Source organism: Gaiella sp. (assembly GCF_035710885.1).
In the GTDB taxonomy this organism is placed as follows: Bacteria; Actinomycetota; Thermoleophilia; order Gaiellales; family Gaiellaceae; genus Gaiella.
The window spans coordinates 16,756-34,269 of sequence record NZ_DASTCS010000057.1; the positions used below are offsets into that span (position 1 = coordinate 16,756).

14 protein-coding genes, 1 tRNA gene and 1 pseudogene are annotated in these 17,514 nt (G+C 69.3%); 8 read left to right on the forward strand and 8 right to left on the reverse strand.

Features of this window, described 5'->3' with window-relative positions; genetic code table 11:
- Positions 1-8: 8 nt before the first annotated feature.
- Complete coding sequence (locus VFO26_RS14035; protein ID WP_325115659.1) at positions 9-1,334, reverse strand: ABC transporter substrate-binding protein; 1,326 nt, start codon at positions 1,332-1,334, stop codon at positions 9-11.
- A 110-nt stretch (positions 1,335-1,444) separates the two neighbouring features.
- On the opposite strand from VFO26_RS14035, the gene VFO26_RS14040 reads away from it, so the two are divergent.
- From VFO26_RS14040 to VFO26_RS14060, 5 genes are all read left to right on the forward strand, one after another.
- The gene (locus VFO26_RS14040) at positions 1,445-2,251 is read left to right on the forward strand and encodes an ROK family protein (protein WP_325115661.1); all 807 of its coding nucleotides are present in this window, start codon (positions 1,445-1,447) and stop codon (positions 2,249-2,251) included.
- A gap of 10 nt (positions 2,252-2,261) precedes the next feature.
- On the forward strand, positions 2,262-3,263 hold the full coding sequence (locus VFO26_RS14045) for a hypothetical protein (RefSeq protein ID WP_325115662.1): 1,002 nt from the start codon (positions 2,262-2,264) through the stop codon (positions 3,261-3,263).
- A complete protein-coding gene (locus VFO26_RS14050) occupies positions 3,260-4,372 on the forward strand; it encodes a Gfo/Idh/MocA family oxidoreductase (RefSeq protein WP_325115663.1) in 1,113 nt (370 codons plus the stop codon). Before VFO26_RS14045 ends, VFO26_RS14050 begins: the two co-directional genes overlap by 4 nt.
- A complete protein-coding gene (locus VFO26_RS14055) occupies positions 4,362-5,192 on the forward strand; it encodes a cupin domain-containing protein (protein WP_325115664.1) in 831 nt (276 codons plus the stop codon). Before VFO26_RS14050 ends, VFO26_RS14055 begins: the two co-directional genes overlap by 11 nt.
- Positions 5,193-5,307: 115 nt before the next feature.
- On the forward strand, positions 5,308-6,405 hold the full coding sequence (locus VFO26_RS14060) for a PAS domain S-box protein (protein WP_325115665.1): 1,098 nt from the start codon (positions 5,308-5,310) through the stop codon (positions 6,403-6,405).
- Positions 6,406-6,522: 117 nt separating this feature from the next.
- On the opposite strand, the gene VFO26_RS14065 is transcribed toward VFO26_RS14060, so the two are convergent.
- The 3 genes from VFO26_RS14065 to VFO26_RS14075 form a co-directional block, all read right to left on the reverse strand.
- Complete coding sequence (locus VFO26_RS14065) at positions 6,523-8,754, reverse strand: glycogen debranching N-terminal domain-containing protein (RefSeq protein WP_325115666.1); 2,232 nt, start codon at positions 8,752-8,754, stop codon at positions 6,523-6,525.
- Positions 8,755-8,827: 73 nt separating this feature from the next.
- Positions 8,828-10,552, reverse strand: coding sequence for a hypothetical protein (locus tag VFO26_RS14070; RefSeq protein ID WP_325115667.1), 1,725 nt, complete (start codon positions 10,550-10,552; stop codon positions 8,828-8,830).
- Positions 10,553-10,659: 107 nt separating this feature from the next.
- Complete coding sequence (locus VFO26_RS14075) at positions 10,660-11,148, reverse strand: hypothetical protein (RefSeq protein ID WP_325115668.1); 489 nt, start codon at positions 11,146-11,148, stop codon at positions 10,660-10,662.
- Between the two features lie 290 nt (positions 11,149-11,438).
- Here VFO26_RS14075 and VFO26_RS14080 point away from each other — a divergent pair, with 290 nt between their 5' ends.
- Positions 11,439-12,221 carry a lysyl oxidase family protein gene (locus tag VFO26_RS14080; RefSeq protein ID WP_325115669.1) on the forward strand — a complete coding sequence of 261 codons (783 nt, stop codon included), beginning with the start codon at positions 11,439-11,441 and terminating at the stop codon, positions 12,219-12,221.
- Positions 12,222-12,396: 175 nt separating this feature from the next.
- Here VFO26_RS14080 and VFO26_RS14085 read toward each other — a convergent pair whose 3' ends face one another.
- A complete protein-coding gene (locus VFO26_RS14085) occupies positions 12,397-13,650 on the reverse strand; it encodes a glycosyltransferase 87 family protein (RefSeq protein ID WP_325115670.1) in 1,254 nt (417 codons plus the stop codon).
- 1,143 nt (positions 13,651-14,793) lie between these two features.
- Here VFO26_RS14085 and VFO26_RS14090 point away from each other — a divergent pair.
- Entirely contained in the window at positions 14,794-15,324 is a 531-nt protein-coding gene (locus VFO26_RS14090) for a hypothetical protein (protein WP_325115671.1), read from the forward strand.
- A 545-nt stretch (positions 15,325-15,869) separates the two neighbouring features.
- Positions 15,870-15,942 (forward strand) — tRNA-Gly (locus tag VFO26_RS14095).
- A gap of 7 nt (positions 15,943-15,949) precedes the next feature.
- On the opposite strand, the gene VFO26_RS14100 is transcribed toward VFO26_RS14095, so the two are convergent.
- The 3 genes and pseudogenes from VFO26_RS14100 to VFO26_RS14105 form a co-directional block, all read right to left on the reverse strand.
- The gene (locus VFO26_RS14100) at positions 15,950-16,207 is read right to left on the reverse strand and encodes a hypothetical protein (RefSeq protein WP_325115672.1); all 258 of its coding nucleotides are present in this window, start codon (positions 16,205-16,207) and stop codon (positions 15,950-15,952) included.
- Between the two features lie 83 nt (positions 16,208-16,290).
- Positions 16,291-16,571 (reverse strand): annotated as a pseudogene (locus tag VFO26_RS17940) (hypothetical protein).
- A 35-nt stretch (positions 16,572-16,606) separates the two neighbouring features.
- Complete coding sequence (locus VFO26_RS14105; RefSeq protein ID WP_325115673.1) at positions 16,607-17,512, reverse strand: putative Ig domain-containing protein; 906 nt, start codon at positions 17,510-17,512, stop codon at positions 16,607-16,609.
- Positions 17,513-17,514: the final 2 nt, after the last annotated feature.

Here is a 17,514-nt window from a genome sequence, read left to right on the forward strand (position 1 = left end):
GCGGTGGATCAGCGGAGTGTCTTGTCGAACTTCGCCCAGTCGTCCTGGACGGCCTTGGCCATGCCGGCCGGGGTCTGGCGGCCGGCGAGCAGGAGCTGGAACTGGTTCTGGAGCGTCGTGTACATGGACGGCGAGGCCCAGTCGGTGTAGAGCAGCAGCCCGTCGTCGTCGGCGACGAGCTTGAACGCCTTGTGGACGGACGCCAGGTACGGGTCGCCCTTGGGCGGCGTCGCGCGACGGTCGGACGGGATCTGCTGCTGCGAGAACATCAGCGTCTGGGCCCGCTTCGAGGTGATCACGTAGTTGAGCCACTCGGCGCCGAGATCCGGGTACTTCGTCTTCGCGGAGATGTGCCAGGGCCCGGAGAGGCCGCCGATCGAGGTCCAGACGCCGCTCGGCCCCGGCGGGATGGGCATCACGCCGACGTTCGCGGCCCCGAGGCCCGCCTTGATGATCGTCGAGTCCCAGTCGCCGCCGATCCAGAAGACCCCCTTGCCCTTGGCGAACTCGGTTGCCGACGCGTCGTAGCCGAGCGCGTTGTAGTCGTCGTTGAAGTACCCGGCCTTCGCCCACTGCTGGAGCTTGGCGAGCGCCCTGATCGTCCCGGGCGTGTCGTAGCGCGAGCCGGGGACGTGGTAGATCCAGTTCCGCACCGACGCGGCCTTCACGTTCGCGCCCCAGATGCCGCCGAAGAGGTGGATGAAGCCGTACCCCTCCTTGTTGCCCTCCTGGATCACCGGTTCGCCGTCGGGCAGCTTCGCGCGCAGCTGGGCGAGCAGCCGATCGAACCCCGCAAAGGTCGTGGGCATCTTGTTCGGGTTGAAGCCGAGCTGGCGGAGCTTCCTCTTGTTGTAGAACGCGGCGACGTTCTGGCCGGTCTGCGCGATGCCCCAGACGGGGCCTTTGCCGAACGACTTGCCGTCGGGCGTCCAGCGGAACATCCCCCAGGTCGACGGGGCGTAGAGTCGGTCCCACCGGTACTTCTTGATGTACTTGGTGAGCGGCAGGATCAGCTTCGCCTTCACCAGCTGCGCGTCGGTCTGGTAGCCCTGGTTCCCCTCGGTCACGTCGGGCCCGTTACCGGACGCGAGAGCGCGCGGGACCGTGCCGACGAGGCTGTTGAAGTCCTTGAAGACGAGGTTGATCTTCACGCCCGGGTGGGACTTCTCGAACTCCCTGCTCAGCTGTTGGAGCACGGGTTGGAGGCCCGGGTCCTGGTTGTCGTACGACCACATGGTCAAGGTGACGTTCTCTTGCTCGACGCCGTAGGTCGCTCCGGCGGTGACCGCGAGCAGTGTGACGGCGGCAAGGACTCCCAGCAGGCGCCTGTTCACATTCCCTCCCTCGGCTTTGGGGTCGCCGCCCGGGCGGCGGAATACGAGACTATAGAGCGATGGGAGCGGCGGACCGACACCCGCGGACCGCTCTCCGGCGTGGTGAGAGGGTGAGCGTCGCGCTCGGGATAGATGTGGGCGGGACGAAGATCGCCGCCGGCATCGTCGATCTGGGAACCGGCACCGTCCTGGAGCGGCGTCAGACGCCGACCCGCCCCGAGCGCGGGGGAGCCGCCGTCCTGGGCGACTGTGCCGACCTCGTCGGCGAGCTAGGCCACGGACGAATCCCGGTGGGTATCGGGCTGTGCGAGCTGGTCGACCTCGCCGGCCGGCCGACCAGCGCCGACACGATCGACTGGCGTGACCTCGATCCCGCTGCCGCCATCGACGCACCGAGCGTGATCATCGAGTCAGACCTGCGTGCGGCCGCGCTGGCGGAGGCGCGCTTCGGCGCGGGCGCCGGGGTCTCGTCGTTCCTCTTCGCCATCGTCGGGACGGGCGCGAGCGCCTGTCTCGTCCTCGACGGACGCCCGTACGCGGGCGGGCGCGGCGAGGCGATCGTGCTCGGTGCGCCGCCGGTCGAGCTGGTCGCGAGCGGCTCTGCGCTCACCCGGGCGGCCGGGCTCGAGCGCGCCGAGGACGTTCTCGCGGATCCGGCGCACACGGCGCTCGTCGACGCGGCCGCGAGTGCACTCGGCGGCGTGCTGGCGGTGCTCGCCAACGCGCTCGACCCCTCCCTGGTCGTCCTCGGGGGTGGCCTCGGGACCGAGCCGGTCTTCCGGGAGCGCGTCGCAAGGGCGTGCCAGTCACTGCTCGCATACCCCCGCACGCCCCCACTTCCGGTCGTCAGCTCGCGGCTGGCGCCGGACGGAGGAGTGGTCGGAGCGGCTCTCGTGGCTCTCGCAGAGGAGGGCTAGGCTACGCGTCGTGCTCGACGAGACCGGCCTCTGGCGCGATGTGACAGAGCTGCCCTCGTCTCTCGAGGCAACGTTCGAGGACGCCACCGGCGTCGCGGACGTTGCGGCTCTGCTCGGAGCGGAAGGGGTTCGGCGTGTCGTCGCAAGCGGCAACGGCGCCGCGTACTACGTTGCCGTTGCGTTGTGGCTGGCGTCGCTCGAGGGGCCTGCGGGCCCAGACGTCGTCGCGGTGCCGAGCGGCCTGCTCGCACGCGGAGGGTTCGCCTGGCGGCGGGGCGACGTCCTGCTCGCCGTCTCCTCCTCCGGCGAATTTCGTGACCTGGTCGAGGCGGTCGACACCGGCGCGCCGCGGCCGTACGCGGCGGTGACGGCCAACCCACGCTCGACGCTCGGCTTGCGGGCCGAGGCCCGCGCGCTCGTCTCCGTGCCGAACCAGCGTGCCGTCACGCACACGCAGGCATTCTGCGGCGCGGTCGTAGCAGCGCTCGGCATCTGGGCCCAGGTCACTTGTGACTCGGCCCTGGACGATGCACTCCGTCGGCTGCCGGATGAGCTAGAGCGCACCATCGCCGGCGCACGCGCGTGGGTCGACGAGCTCGGCGCGGTCGACGCCGACACGGCGATCGTCTTCGGAAGCGGACCGGCGTGGGCAGGTGCGCTCGAAGCCGCGCTGCTCCTCAAGGAGGTTTCCGGCATCCCGGCCGAAGGGGTCGAGACCCGGGAGGGCGCGACCTCCGCAATGATGTCGCTGCGTCCCGGAGCACTCGCGGTCAGCCTGCCGGCAGGCGCCGAGGATCCGCTGCTGACCGAAGCCGAGGCAATCTGCGCGGGCCAGGGGGCGAGGGTGCTCCGAGCCCCTGGCGGCGAGCACGCCGACCGCCGGCTCGCCGCGGTGTCGACTTTCCCCCCCGCGGCCGCCCTGGCCGTACGGCTGGGGATCGAACGTGGGCTCGACGTCGACCGGCCCGCCTGGACGGAGGCCTACTACCGGGTCGCGAGACGCTCTGCATGAGCCTCGGGCTCGGCGTGATCGGCTGTGGGAGCGTCTTCGCCGGGCCGTATCGAGGAATGATCGAGAGCCTGCGAGTCGCGGGTCGCGTGCACGTCGCCGCCGTCTACGACGTCGACGACGCGAAGCGGCGAGGGGCCGCGGCGCACTTCGACGTCCACCCCGACCTGCTCGGGCCCGACCAGGTCGTCGCCGCAAGCGACGTCGACGTCGTGCTCGTGCTGACGAGCATGAACGAGCACGGACCGCTTGCGAAGGCGGCGCTCGAGGCGGGCAGGCACGTGCTCGTCGAGAAGCCGATGGCGACCTCGTTGGCCGACGCAGCCGAGCTGGTCGAGTTGTCCCGGGCCTCGGAGGGCCTGCTCGTCTGTGCACCGCACATCCTTCTGAGCCCGACCTTCCGCGCCGTCCACGCCGCCGTGCGCGACGGGCAGGTCGGCGATCTCCTCACTGCCCGCGCACGCTACGGCTGGGCCGGCCCGTGGTGGGCCGAGTGGTTCTACGAACAGGGCGGCGGTTCGCTCTTCGACCTCGGCGTCTACAACATCACGAGCCTCTGCGCGCTGTTCGGGCCGGCGAAGCGCGTGACCGCGATGGTCGGGGTGGCGGTTCCCGAGCGCGACGTGAACGGCCGCCGCATCGAAGTCGAGGCCGACGACAACGCCCACGTGCTGCTCGACTTCGGCGACGCGCGCTTCGCGGTAGTCACCACGGGGTTCACGATGCAGCGCTACCGGTCACCCGCGATCGAGGTGTACGGAAGCGAAGGCACCGTCCAGCTCCTCGGCGACGACTGGGCCCCGGAGGGCTGGGAGCTCTGGCGAAATGCCGACGGGGCGTGGCGTGTCTTCCCGGAGCCGGATCCGCACTGGCAGTGGACCGAGGGGCTGCGTCATCTCGTCGACTGCGTCGAGACCGGCCGGCCGACCGTGACCTGCCCGGAGCACGCCTACCACGCGCTCGAGATCGTGCTCGCCGCGCAGGCGGCCGGCCGCGACGGCGTCGCGCGCCCGATCGCGAGCGGTTTCCCCGATCCGATCTACGGCTCCGAGCTCGTCGAGCCCGACGCCGGACGGCTCGCCCACGACCACCGCAGCCACGATGGGCTATAGGGCCTCGCCACGACCGTCCTTCGATGGCCCGACCGCGATCCGCGCCACGGACGCGGTGCGGCACACCTGGGGCGATGAGGGTGCGGGCTTCGTCGAGGACTGGATCTACGTCTCCTCCGAGCTGCTCCACGCGATCGTGTTCGGCCTCCCGCCGGGCGGCGCGTTCCGTCACTCGGAGAGCTTTCGAACGGTGTTCGCCGCCGACGAGCTGCTCCATGTGCTCCAGGGGACGCTCGTGCTCGCCAACCCGGAGACCGGTGAGGTCGTGCGCGCCGAGCGGGGCGACAGCGTCTTCTTCAGACGCGACACCTGGCACCACGGCTTCTCCTACGGCGACGACGCGCTGCGAGTGCTCGAGTTCTTCGCGCCGCCCCCGGCGACGGGTACGTCCGGCGCGTACGCGCAGACGAGGCCGTACCTCGAGGAGAGCAGCTACGCCCGCGCCGGCGTGGTCGGCAACCTCATGGGCGGAGGCCCGGCCGCGCGCTCGTTGCGTGTGGTGCGCCGCGGGGACGCCGTCTGGCAGCTCGACCGCAACGTACTCGTCGGCCTCGTCGTCAGCACCGAGCACCTGACGGTCGGAACCGTGACGGTTCCCGCCGGGCACACGAGCCTGGCAGAGACCCACGGCGGCGAGGAGCTTCTCTACGTCACGCGCGGCGAGCTCCGCGTCGAGGCAGGCGGCGTAGACGCCACTCTTTCGCCGGGCGACGCCTTCTTCGTTCCGTCCGGCACGCCGCATTGCTACGCATCGGACGACGGGAGCATCGCCGAGGGGATCTTCGGCGTGGCGCCGAGCTTCGGGCCGCCCGCGAGCTGATCGAACGAGCCGGGCCGATCACTGCGAGGTCAACTCCAGCTCGCCGGGGCAGTCCTGCCGGGTGACGCGGCCTAGAATCTGGGCATGGCGGACCCGACGAGCGGCCTGGTGAGCCATGTCGTCGTCCGCTAACGACCTCTCCGCAACCAAGCGGCAGGAGGAGCGGCTGCAGGCGCTGATCGACTCCTCGCCGCTCGCGCTCGCGGAGTTCGGCCCGGACACGCGCATACGGCTGTGGAACCCGGCGGCCGAGCGCATCTTCGGCTGGTCCCGCGAGGAGATCCTCGGCCGTGGCGGTCTCCCCATGGCGCCGCCTTGGAAGCGTGCCGAGAGCGAGGAGCTGTTCGCGAGGGTGCACGCCGGCGAGTCGTTGAACGATTACGAGACCGTGCGTCAGCGCAAGGACGGATCGCTTGTCGACGTCTCGATCGCAGCCGCCCCGATCAGAGACGGATCCGGCCAGGTTCTCGGCAACATGGTCGCCTACACCGACATCACCGAACGCAAGACACAGGAGGCGGAGGTCCATCGTCTGAACGCCGAGCTCCACGCCCGGCTCGAGGAGCTCGCCGCGTCGCGAGCTCGGATCGTCACTGCCGGTGACCTCGAGCGGCGCCGCCTCGAGCGCAATCTCCATGACGGCGCGCAGCAGCGCCTGGTGACGGTTTCGTTGTCTTTGCGGCTCGCGCTGGTGATGCTCGATTCCGACCCAGCCGCCGTGCGTGCGGCTCTCGCGGACGCCTGCGACGAGCTTGCCCTTGCGCTCGACGACCTGCGCGAGCTCGCCCGCGGCCTCCACCCGGCGGTGCTCAGCAACCGCGGCCTGCGAGCCGCCGTCGAGACGCTCACAGGCCGAGCTCCCATCCCGGTCGAGATCACGGAGATCCCGGACGGTCGGCTGCCGGAGGCCGTCGAGGCGGCAGCGTACTACCTGATCGCCGAGGCGCTGACCAACGTCGTGAAGTACGCCCAGGCATCCACAGTGCGCGTCCGGGTTGCAGCGGGCGATGCGAGCCTCGTCCTCGAGGTGTCGGACGACGGCGTCGGCGGCGCCGACCCGGCCGGCGGATCCGGCCTACGGGGTCTCGCGGATCGAGTCGAGGCGCTGGGGGGCGCGCTCCATGTCGTGAGCCGTGCCGGCGCCGGGACCTCCTTGCGGGCCGAGATTCCGATCGGGTGGGACGTCCCGCGAGCAGACGGGCCGGCTCACTGACCTTCCCTCGGCCGCGGCGATTTCGAGCATCGTCGGGCTCCGGTTCGCCGGCCCGAGCCGTAGCGTGCCCGGAAAGCGACGGGCGTCTACTGCGGCACGGGGATCGGTAGACGACAGCTACGCGTGCTCGCCCTCCGCGCGGCGAACTTCCCCTTCGGTGCCGACGGCCTCGACCTCCCACTCCGCCCCGAACGCATGCAGGCGGCGAATGCAGATGCGGCCGATCTCGTCGGGCACGCGCGGGTCGAGCCGAACCTCGCCGTCGCGGGCCTCGAGACCGAGCATCGCCTGTATGAAGACGAAGGGGGCCGCGGTGGCCCACGCCTGGGGGCTGCAGGCTGTGGGGTACGGGACGGGAAAGCGGCTGACCCAGCGCTCGAAGCCGGCGAACGCCTCAGGAAGCCGGTAGCCCGTGAAGGCGGCCGCCTCCAGCTGCGCCAGTGCGATCCGGTTCGCCTCGTCGCGGAAGCCTCCGCGCGCGAGCCCGAGTACGACGATTGCGTTGTCGTGCGGCCAGATCGTGCCGGTGTGGTAGCCGATCGGGTTGTAGCCACGATCGTCGGTCGACAGCGTGCGGACGCCCCAGCCCGAGAACATCTCGTCCGACATGAGCTGACCGGCGACGAGGCCTGCGCGTTCCCTGGGGACGATCCCGGACCAGAGCAGGTGCCCGATGTTCGAGGTCATGGAATCGATGGGGCGCTTGTCGCCGTCGAGGCCGACGACGTAGTAGCCGCCGCGGTCCTCGGACCAGAAGTCGCTGTTGAAGCGGTCGTACAGCTGTCCGGCCTCACGCTCGAGCCGCTCGGCGAGGCTGACGTCGCCGCGTAGCCGCCGCGCAAGCTCGGCGACGCGCAGTTTCGCGTCGTAGACGTAGCCCTGGATCTCGGCGGTCGCGATCGGCAGGTGCGGGATCGTCCCGTCGGCGAACTGGACGCCGTCCCACGAGTCCTTCCAGCACTGGTTGCCGAGGCCCTCTCGCGACCGTGTCTGGTACTCGACGTAGCCGTCGCCGTCACGATCGCCGTAACGGTCGATCCAGGCGAGCGCGGCGACGACCTTGTCCCATCGCTCCAGAACGAACGTGTCTTGGCCGGTGAATCGCCAGTACTCCGAGAGGAGGATCAACCACAGCGGCGTCGCGTCGGCGGTGCCGTAGTAGGGGCTGTGCGGCATCTCGCCCAGCCGCGTCAGCTCGCCGCTGCGGACCTCGTGCAGGATCTTGCCGGGCTCTTCGTCCCTGAAGTCGTCGATCTGCATGCCCTGTAGGGCGCCAAGCAGGTGAAGCGCCCCGCGGGCGAGCCCGGGGCCGACCCAGAGCGTCTGCAGCGACGTGATCAACGTGTCCCGGCCGAAGAGCGTCATGAACCACGGGAGCCCGGCGGCCGGGAGGACGTAGCTCTCGCCGAGGAGGTCGCCGGTGATGCGCAGCGCTGCGAGGTCGACGACCGACTGCTGGAAGACGCTGGTGAGCAATGCGCTCTTCGCTTCGAAGCGTGGAATGCGCTCGAGCCAGCCGCTCAACGGCCCCTCGACGGGCTGCTGCCGCCCGCCGAACCCCTCGGCCACGGGTTCGAACGTAACGTTGTTCACCCGCACGCCGACCTTGACCAGCGTCAGGAGCAAGCAGCGCGGCGGCAGCTCGAGCGCCCAGACGGCGTCCGTCCCGTCGACGCGAGGCTGCGCCGCAGCGACAACCTGCTCGGTGGCCGCCTCGACGACCTCGCTGCGCTCGATCCGGATCGTCGTCTCCGCGAGGAACCCGGGCACCTGGTACCGGAAGCGCAGCGATTGTCGGCCGGCACCGGCGGCGACGATGCTGCCACTGCGGTCGCGGACGCCGCTCTTGATCTCGAAGAGATCGGCGAAGTCCGCACCGCAGAGGAGCCGCAACTCGCAGCTGACCGACTCGGACGAGGTGTTCAAGACCGCGATCTGCTCGAGGGCGCCGCCGCCCAAGAGCCGCAGGCGACGGACGGCGACGCTGTGGGCACGGAGGCGGGGTGTGTCGGGATTCGTCAGGAAGAAGGCCGCCGAGTCGTAGTCGACCTGCCCCGACTTGAGCAGCGAGAGAGGCCGTCCATCGAGCTGGAGCTCCCATCGGCTCACGAAGCGCGTGTCCTCGTGCACGAGACCTCCGACCGTTCCCGGCGCCACGTCGCCCCGCGAGTCCGAGAACATGAACGTCCGCCCCTCCAGGACCGCGATCGCGTCGGGGCCGAGGTCGATGGGGTGCGGCCGCTCGTCCTTCCCCGTCGGGGGCGGCCGGGGCTGCGGATACGGATCGCGCGGCGTCGGGCGCCGTGCGACCGCCGCTGTCTCTTCGCCGACGCCCCTATTCGCGCTCATCACGGGTAAGGCTAGAACGTTCGGGTCAACCTCTCGGATCTCCGGCCACCACTGCGGCGTGCGAGCCCGTCTTTCATACCGCTCGCGGCACTGCGTCTCGAGGTGCTTCTGTCTCTCTCGAAATGCCACGCTCCCGAACGCTGGCAGGACTGCGACAGAGCGCCGTGCCTGTTACCGTCGCGAGCGCGACGAACGGGTAGAACCAAGCTACGTACAGCGCCGCCCAGTGCGTGAGGAGCAACTCGAACGCAACCAACAGCGCGCCTGTCAGAGCCGCGAGCTGAAGTGGCGTCTTGCGCCGCGGCACGACCGCTACCGTCATCGCGGCGACCACCAGCAACAGCTGTAGCACCCGCTGGAGCCACTTCAGGTCCGGCAGACCCTCCGCGTGGTAGTCGCCCCAGTCCCAGAGCGAGAACGGCGAGCTTCGGTCGGCCTGGATCTGAAAGCTTCGCTCGTAGAAGACGCGGAACTCGTGCAGCGGATCGCCGCCGAGGAACAGTGCCCAGAACGAGACGAGCGTCGCGGCGACGAACGCCAAGGAGAAGACGAGGCTCTTCCGCCACGCCGCCCGTGGATAGGTCAGCCAGAGGGGAACGACCACGAGCGCGGCAAGCTTCGTCCATCCCGCGAGTGCAACGAAGGTTCCGCGACCCACGTCGGAGCTCGCGGCCCAGAAACCCCATACGAGGAGCGCGGGCATGATCGCGTCGTTCGTGTTCGACATGGACGGGTACTGCGTCAACGGGTTCACCGCCCATGCGAGAGCGAGCGTCAGCGCAAGGGGCGTCCGTCCGAACCGGAACCCGATTGCGGCGAGCCCAAGGATCGCCAGCACGTCGAACAGGAGTGTCGTGAAGTGAACCGCAGGGAGGGCGTCCCACTTCCCGCTCCATCCGAACAGCCAGAGGCCCGGAAGGTACGCGTGATAGTTGACGGGACCGTACGTGTCGCCGAGTGCGTTCGCCGTCTCACAGCGGCCGTTCTCCTGGATCCAGTCGCCGATATCGCCCTCGGGATCCGGTTCCGCGCAGGGCTTGCCGGTGTCCCGGCGCGGGAAATTGCCGTACGGCGTCTCGCCGTTGGCGAGCCGGTCGGCGCCGATCACACCGGCGTACCCGACGTCGAGGACAAACGACCGCTCGTGGTTGAGCCCGATGCGGAACCCGACGGCGAACACCAGAATCCCGGCGAGCACCCAGACCGGTAGGAAGGTGCCGCCGGGAGAGATCCTCCCAGTGAAGCCGATCCAGGCACAGCGCACCATGAGGTAGGTGAGCGTCACCGACGCTGCGATCGTGCTCGCGAACACCCGCCCGTCGTTGAAGAGCCAGAGGTAGATGGAAAACGAGAGGATCGCCAGCACGTCGAGGTTTCGCACGCTCAGCGGTCGTCTGAGATTGGCGAGGCAGAGGAAGAACACGGCGCAGAACGACAGCCAGACGAGCGGGCGATTGATCGACTCCCCGAGCCTGATGCCACGCGCCAGCGGCCAGGCGACCTCGGGCCCCACGAGTGCCTCGATCACGAAGCCGGACGGGTCGACCTTGCCGCCGGCGATTTGGCCGGCCTCGCCGTAGTGCACCGAGACGTCCCAGCGGTTGAGCTGCTTCTTGAACTCTGCCCTCGCGACAGCCGCTCCCCGCGGGTAGCGCTCGAGCCACCTGACCACGCTGGGATTCCCGAGGAACAGCTTCGTGGCCTGCTGCTCTGTGCGGATCCGGGGCTCGGGCGCGTCGGCAGCGCGCGCCGTGCCCGGACATGAGAGCGCGGTGACGACGAGCACCGCGCAGGTCAACAGTCCAGTCGAAAAGGAGAGGCCCCGCCCGAGCGGGACCTCGCGCGGACGGGGCACTCGCGCGATTCGCTCGACGTCAAGCATCAAACCACCGCTGGCTCGCCGCGTCAGGACGTCGGCGACGTGGTCTTCCGATCAGTGGTCGCCGGCGTCGTGGATGTCTTCGGATCCGTCGAGGTCGTGGTGGTTGTCGTGGTCGTGATGCCCGGAGTCGTCGTCCACTCGACGTGCGAGATCTCGTTGCAGCCCGATCCCGAGCCGATGCGTTCGATCCTGACCGTGGCAGTGCCGAGACCCTCCACCGTGTAACACGGTCCGTCCAACTCGTCCTCCGTGTACGAGAAGCATCCCTGGTCGAGCTGGTTTTCCGACCTGGCCTTGATAGCCAGCGCGGTGATCACCTGGCCCGTCCCGGCAATGACTGTCACCAAGTCGCCGGGATCATCCGCGGTCTTGTCGGTAGCCCTGGGAAGGCAGCTTTCTTGGCCGCCACCGCCACCCGGACCGGCCAGACCCGGCCCTGCGACCACCGAGCCGGCCAGATATCCGAGCGCCAGCAGGACGGGCAGCGCGGCGAACTTCAGCCATCTCGTCAAATGCCCCTCCCCTCTCGATCCGATAGCCCAGTGCCCTCGCCGGCAACAAGCATCGCGATCCCCCCAGCAAACGGGCCGTCTCGCCTGACCGCGCTCCAGTCACCAGGCTAGTGCGTCGCTGAACCTCGGTCAATGACGCGGCTCGAGCCGAGACCCCGAGCTGCAACGGTGGACAGACAGGCCCGAACGCTGTACAACATCCGACAGAAGGGGAAGGCATTGGCCACGGGGGTGGGGAACGGCGGATGGCGCCGCAGGCGCCCGTTCCGCTTCACCAGGAGGGGTATTTCATGATTGCACGACGATCGATGATCGCGCTCGGATTCGCGGCGCCGCTCGCTGCGGCCCTCGTCGCGGCGCTGACGCTGGCATCGCCGGCCAGCCCCGTCACGGGCCTGAAGTACCCCGATCTGGGAATGGCTCGACTGACCGACCTCCAGATCGACAAGCCGAGCGACGGGCGGACGCTGCTCCGCTTCTCGGCGACGATCGTCAACGTCGGCGAAGGCCCGTTCGAGCTGTTCGCCACGCGCTCATCGGGCTCCAGCTTCTCGGTCGTCCAGCGGGTGTACGGAAGCGACGGCAGCGTGTCGAACGCGACCCCCGGTGTCCAGCTCAGCTGGGGTGGCGACGGACACAACCACTTCCACGTCAACAACCTCGAGACCTACGAGCTGCTGCGGCTCGACAACGGCGTGAAGGTCGGGACGGGAGCGAAGGCGGGCTTCTGCTTCTACGACACGACCTTCTACCGGACGTTGCCCGGCTCACCCTTGAGCTCGGTCTACCACCCCGGTACGGCGTGCGCACACGACAACCCCAACGCCACGGAGGTGACGTTGGGCGTCTCCGTAGGGTGGGGTGACACGTACGGCTTCTGGTTGCCGGGTCAGTGGATCGACGTCACGAATCTCAGCGACGGCAAGTACCGGCTCCGGGCGACGGCCGATCCCGACGGTTGGTTCACGGAGTTGAACGACACGAACAACTCGACCTGGGTCGATATCGCGTTGACGACTCATCGCAAGCACGGAACGCGGATTCGCGTGATTGCGTACGGCCCGAACGCCTAGCCCAGCTGATCCGAAGCAAAGGTTCCGATCACTCGACGACGCTGTCGACGTGACCGCTCCGGTCGACGGAGGTTGAGGGTGAGAGCGAGCAATCCGCTGATCACCCGGCGCAGAGGGCCCGCTTCCGGGTGGGGCCTCTGCCCGGAAGGGCTCGCTCGAGCCGGCGGCACTCGGCCTAGGCACGAGCGGGGAGGAGGGGAAGGGGTCCGTCCCGGGTGTTGCCCCCGAAGGCGGGTTGCGCCCGCAGGAACACCACGAAGAGCAGCACGAGCATCGCCGCCCGCCCCCACACCCCCAACACGAGTGCCTGGTATGGCAGCCCGTAGTCAGGCGCCGGCGTGCCGAGCGCGTAGTACCAGCGGAACAGGCCGACGTACGTGAGCAGGTCGAAGGCCATGTAGGCGGCCCACCAGCCCCACCGCAGCCTCAGCAGGCAGAAGAAGGGCAGCAGCCACAGCGTGTACTGCGGGCTGTGCGCCTTGTTGGTCACCATGAACAGGGTCAGTACGGCGGCGGCGACCTGCACGAACGGGTAGACGCCCTCCCGGGAGGCCCGCAGCCAGCCGTACCCGCAGGCCGCCGCTGCCCCGAGCAACAGGAGCAGGGGCACCACCGTGTTGAGGGTGTCGGTCGGCACCGGCTCTTCGAACCCCCAGTACCAGACCGAGTTGCTCGTGATGTCGGCCGCACGGTGCTGCTGGAAGGCGTAGGGGGCCCACCACCCCTCGGGCGATGCCACGAGGAACGCCCCGTTGACGAGCACGGACGCGCCCACGAAGGTCGCGACCGCGCGCACCAGGCCACGTCGGTGGCCTCGGTGCAGGAGGTCGAGCGCTAGCGGCGCCAGCAGGAGCAGAGGCCAGAACTTCAACCAGGCGCCCACCGCGAGCAGGCCGCCCGCCAGCGCCCACCGCTCCCGCCACCAGGCGTGGCACGCTCCGACGGTGGCGCAGACGACGAGCAGGTCCCAGTTGTGGAAGGAGTACCAGACGAGCGGAGGGGCGAGCGCGTACAGCAGCGCGCGCCACCGCACCATCCCCGCGAGCAGCAAGGCCGTGAGGAAGCTGAAGGGCGCGAGCAGCAGCGCCGTGAGCCGCAGGTAGCCGGCGTCCGAGGCGACGAAGAGCGCCGGGAACCACGCGAACAGCCCGGTCAGCACGGGGTACTCGAGCGTCCCCCCGACCAAGTCGACGGTGGTCGAGCCGTCCGGGTTGGTGACGGTGACGAACTCGCCGTTGACGTACGGGAACCGGTGCTCGGCCAGGCCGCGGTTCGAGTAGAGGACCTGGATGTCGTTGCTGCACAGCGCCTTGTCGCGCTGCTGAGCGTAGTTCTCCGCGCACTGGTTCTTCAACGCGAAGCCGAGCAGCGTCAGGACGGCTACCGCGCCGAGCACGCCGGCGAGCAGACGACGGGCGGCCCAGAGCACGAGCGGCACGCTATCCGTTCGACAGCGCGCCTCCGCCGTACGCGACCGTCGGGAGAAAGAGCGCGACGATCCAGGCTTCGTGGTCGTAGGTGCGTTCGAGGAGCTCGGCGGACTCGAGGCCGACCTGCCAGCCGCGCCCGCCGACAGCCGTTCTTGCAGCGACTGTTCAACGCTTTCCCAGCGAGCGCGAGTCGCCGAGGCAACGGTGGGAGTCCGCTACGGCGAGCACTGCTGCTGCTGTTCCGGTGAGCTCGGCAAGAGCTGCGTCGCCTGCATGTGCAACGACCCGACGTGATCGACGAACCCCGACCGCCGTCTGCTGCCCACCCTGCGCAAGCTCGGCTACCGACCGGACCTCGCAGCCAACTACGTATGCGCCTGGGAGCCACTGCCCAGCCAAACGCCAGAAGCCTCGACCGAACTGTAAGCAGCCACTGTCTGCACGCGCCGGCGAAAGGCGCGGGCACCACACCGACCCTCGCAACGCTCGAGCGGGGGAGTAAGAGGCTCGAGCAAAGCCGAGACCACCACAGACGGGCGCGACGCACCGCGCCTTCCCCGAAGTGTCCCACTCGACGGACACAGCAAGCTGTCCCCCGTTCGGGGGAAAGTCTCGCGAGCGGAAGTTTGCCGCCCGCGAGCGTCTTTCCAGGTGAGGCTGGGGATTGGCGGTGGCCGGCGGTGACGGCCCACCGCCTCCGGCCTCGCTCGAGTCGCCCAGCTCGTACGGAGTGCTCGCGGCATGGAGTCTCCGCCGGACACGCCGAAGGATCGCGAATCGTTCGCGTGCGGCGCGCTCGATCCGTGTCGACGCGTCTCTGCGGTGAGCCCGTCTTGAGGAGCCATGCGAGCGTATCCGGGGATCATCGGCACCTACGGGGAGGGCGCGGCCTGAAGAGGCCCGCGGCTCTGCCGGAGGTGTCCTCGTGCCCGACGGGCTACATCAGGGACGGGGTGCACACGTCGCGCGCTGGACGGGGGCGCGGCCGGGCGGCGCACCCTCCTCCGCGCCCCCGCTGTCCAGGCCCTCGCCCGGCGCCGTGCGGTGCAAGCACCCCAGGACGGGGAGCTCCCTGCGCGACGACCTGCCTGGACAAGAGGACTCCGAAGGAGTACAAAGGAGCGATCAGCCTCCACTGGGGAGTGTGGGCGAGTAATTGGGGGAGGGGATATATGCGGAAGCTCTTGGCTGTGGGGACCGTAGCCATCACGGCGGTTACCGTTGCGCTCATGGTTGCGGCGACGGCGTTCGGAACGCACGTCGCTCCGACACTGGTGTCCGGAAATCCGTCGTGTCCCGCCGGCACGACCACACTCAAGGTCGAGCCGGTTGCGGACGGGACGTTCTCGGACGGGACGCTCACGGTGACGATCGATGTTCGCGACACCGCTGGCGGCCAGGTGTTCGACTGGACGTCGAACATCGGGGTCGATGCGGTGATCGCGAAAGGCGGGCCAAACGGCAACGTCTACACCTACAACCCGGAGGCCACGGGTGACACCGGCCTGCACGCGCCGACCGGCCCGAGCGGCAAGTTCGCCGGACTGAGCCACATCTCGTTCTGCTACGACGCCGATCAACCTCCGCCGACTACGACGATTCCGCCGTCCACGACGACGGATCCGAAGACGACAACGACGGATCCGAAGACCACGACGACGGTTCCGAAGTAGTCGACGGGAACGGCGAAGGGCACACGGGATTGCCCGGTTGTACGGAATCGAGTACGAGTGAGACGCAGCACGTAAGGGCCCTGCAAGGGGCCCTTACGTCTCGCAGTGATTCGGACGACGACCACCCGCCCCCCAAACGCCCAGAAGGTACTCGAATCGCGACCGCCGCGAGCTTGCACCGGAGCCGCAGCGTGGGAGTCCGCGGGGCCGCCTATCCACCGAGGCCTGTCGCACGGCAACCACGCCGTCCAGCGGGGCACTATTACGAGCACCCACGCGCTGCGCCGTCGCCGGGCGGGTCGATGGCGTAACTCGTCACCTTCTCGAGCGGGATCTCGCCCGGCCCGTTGAACGCTGGTTGGTCGAAGTCGCAGGCCACGAACTCGTCGAGAGCACAGGGCCGAGGAAGAATCGACCGCCGCGCGCTCGGGAGACCTCGTCGTCATACGCTGCAGGGGTCGATCCAGGGGTGAACCCTGGGTGCCGCACCGAAGTCGCCGTTCAGCTGCGAGCAGACACCTCGAAACGGCTACAGTAAACGCCTCGCGGGCGTAGCTCAGTTGGTAGAGCATCAGCTTCCCAAGCTGAGGGTCGTGGGTTCGAGCCCCATCGCCCGCTTACGCAGCTAGACGAGGCCGTGGCGGATGCGCCAGCGGTGCTCGGAGGTCAGCACGCCCCGTAGATCCGCGAACGCCTCGGGAGCATCGTCGAGGACGTCGAGGATCGCGAGCCGGTCGGCGATGCGGAGCCCGACGAGCTCGTCGCCCCACTTCAGCGCGTACGTGAGCCGATCGGCGGTCTCGTCGTACCCGGCGCGCTGCAGCAGGCCGGCGAGCTCGAGTATGAGCTCGTCCGCGACTTCGAATCCTGCAAGCTCGATCACCCCACTCTGAGCTTACGAATGGCCGGCCGATGCTCAAGGCTGTGGACGTCCGCCCCTGCGAAGCGGCACGCCACCGTTCGCGCTCAGCGGTAGTCGGGGTTCGCGAAGTCGAGGCGGCAGCCGGCTTCCCACAGCGAGCGCCGGTGCCGTGCGCCGGGACGCCTCCCGCGTCCTCAAGCAGGCGCGCGAGGTGGAGCAGATCGCCGTGCTCGCGCATGTCCGGGTAGACGCCCGGGGCGAGGTCGTGGTCGACGGCGCGGAACTGGTCGACGGTGACGCCGTTCTTCTCCATGATCGCGACGGAGACGTCGATCAGCCCCTGCGTGTGTGCTGCCTCCGGTCGGGGTGGCAGAGGCGGGTACAACGTTCGACGGCGCTCCGTGCGCTTCCCGGACCGCCCTAGGCGATCCGGAGCGAGAAGACGCGCGTGCGCACGGCGCCCGTGCGATCGACGACCCGGAACCGGAGCTTGAACTTCCCGCTCCGGGACGGAAGGCCCACGATGCGCCCGTCGGCGGTGAGGTGGAGCCCGGCGGCGAGCGTGCCGCCGATGCGGGCCCACCGGTACGGAGCGGTTCCTCCCGTCGCGCGCAAGCGCGCGGAGTAGACGCGGCCGCGGTGACCGCCGGGCAGCGCGCGCGACTCGATCGTCAGCAGCCTTCGCGACGGGTCGGGCGCTCGCTTCGGCGCGACACCGAGCTGGACCAGCGTGTCGTTGATCAAGGCGGCCATGCCGTTCGCACCTGCCGGTGTGAGGTGGATCCCGTCGGGCTGGACCCAGTCCGGCTTGGACCGGGCGGCGGCATTCCAGTCGAGGACGGCCATCTCGGGGTGCTTGCGAGCCGCCGCGACGATCGCCTCGTTCATGCTCAGGTAGCTCTGCCGCTCGGCGCGGAGTGTCGCCCAGAGGACGCGCTCCACTCCGGCCTTGCGGAACGTGGCGAGCGCGGCCTCGATGGTCTCCGCGTAGGTCGACTCGTAGTCGTTGTAGCCGACGATGACCACGACGACGGGCCCGAGCTCTCGTCCGAGCTCGGTCGCCCGCTCGATCACGTTGGACGGCCTCACGCCGTCGTATGGGCAGCTCGTCTCACCGACCCGCCGGCAGGCGGCCACCTCGAGCCGTAGGTCGATCCCTCGCGCGAGGAGCTTCTTCGCGTCCGGGTCGTACGCCATCGCCGTGGCCGCGGAGTCGCCGAAGACGGTGACGCGCGTTCCGGCCGCAGATGCCCAGTCCGCCGTTACGGCGAGCGCCAGGATCCCGAGCACGAAGGTCGCGACGAACGCTGCCGAGCGAGCGGCCATCC

Coding starts and splice junctions, on each gene's coding strand:
- VFO26_RS14050 (WP_325115663.1), top strand. CDS start 3,260: ATGAGCCTCGGGCTCGGCGTGATCGGCTGTGGGAGCGTCTTCGCCGGG.
- VFO26_RS14055 (WP_325115664.1), top strand. CDS start 4,362: ATGGGCTATAGGGCCTCGCCACGACCGTCCTTCGATGGCCCGACCGCG.
- VFO26_RS14060 (WP_325115665.1), top strand. CDS start 5,308: ATGTCGTCGTCCGCTAACGACCTCTCCGCAACCAAGCGGCAGGAGGAG.
- VFO26_RS14065 (WP_325115666.1), bottom strand. CDS start 8,754: ATGAGCGCGAATAGGGGCGTCGGCGAAGAGACAGCGGCGGTCGCACGG.
- VFO26_RS14080 (WP_325115669.1), top strand. CDS start 11,439: ATGATTGCACGACGATCGATGATCGCGCTCGGATTCGCGGCGCCGCTC.
- VFO26_RS14105 (WP_325115673.1), bottom strand. CDS start 17,512: ATGGCCGCTCGCTCGGCAGCGTTCGTCGCGACCTTCGTGCTCGGGATC.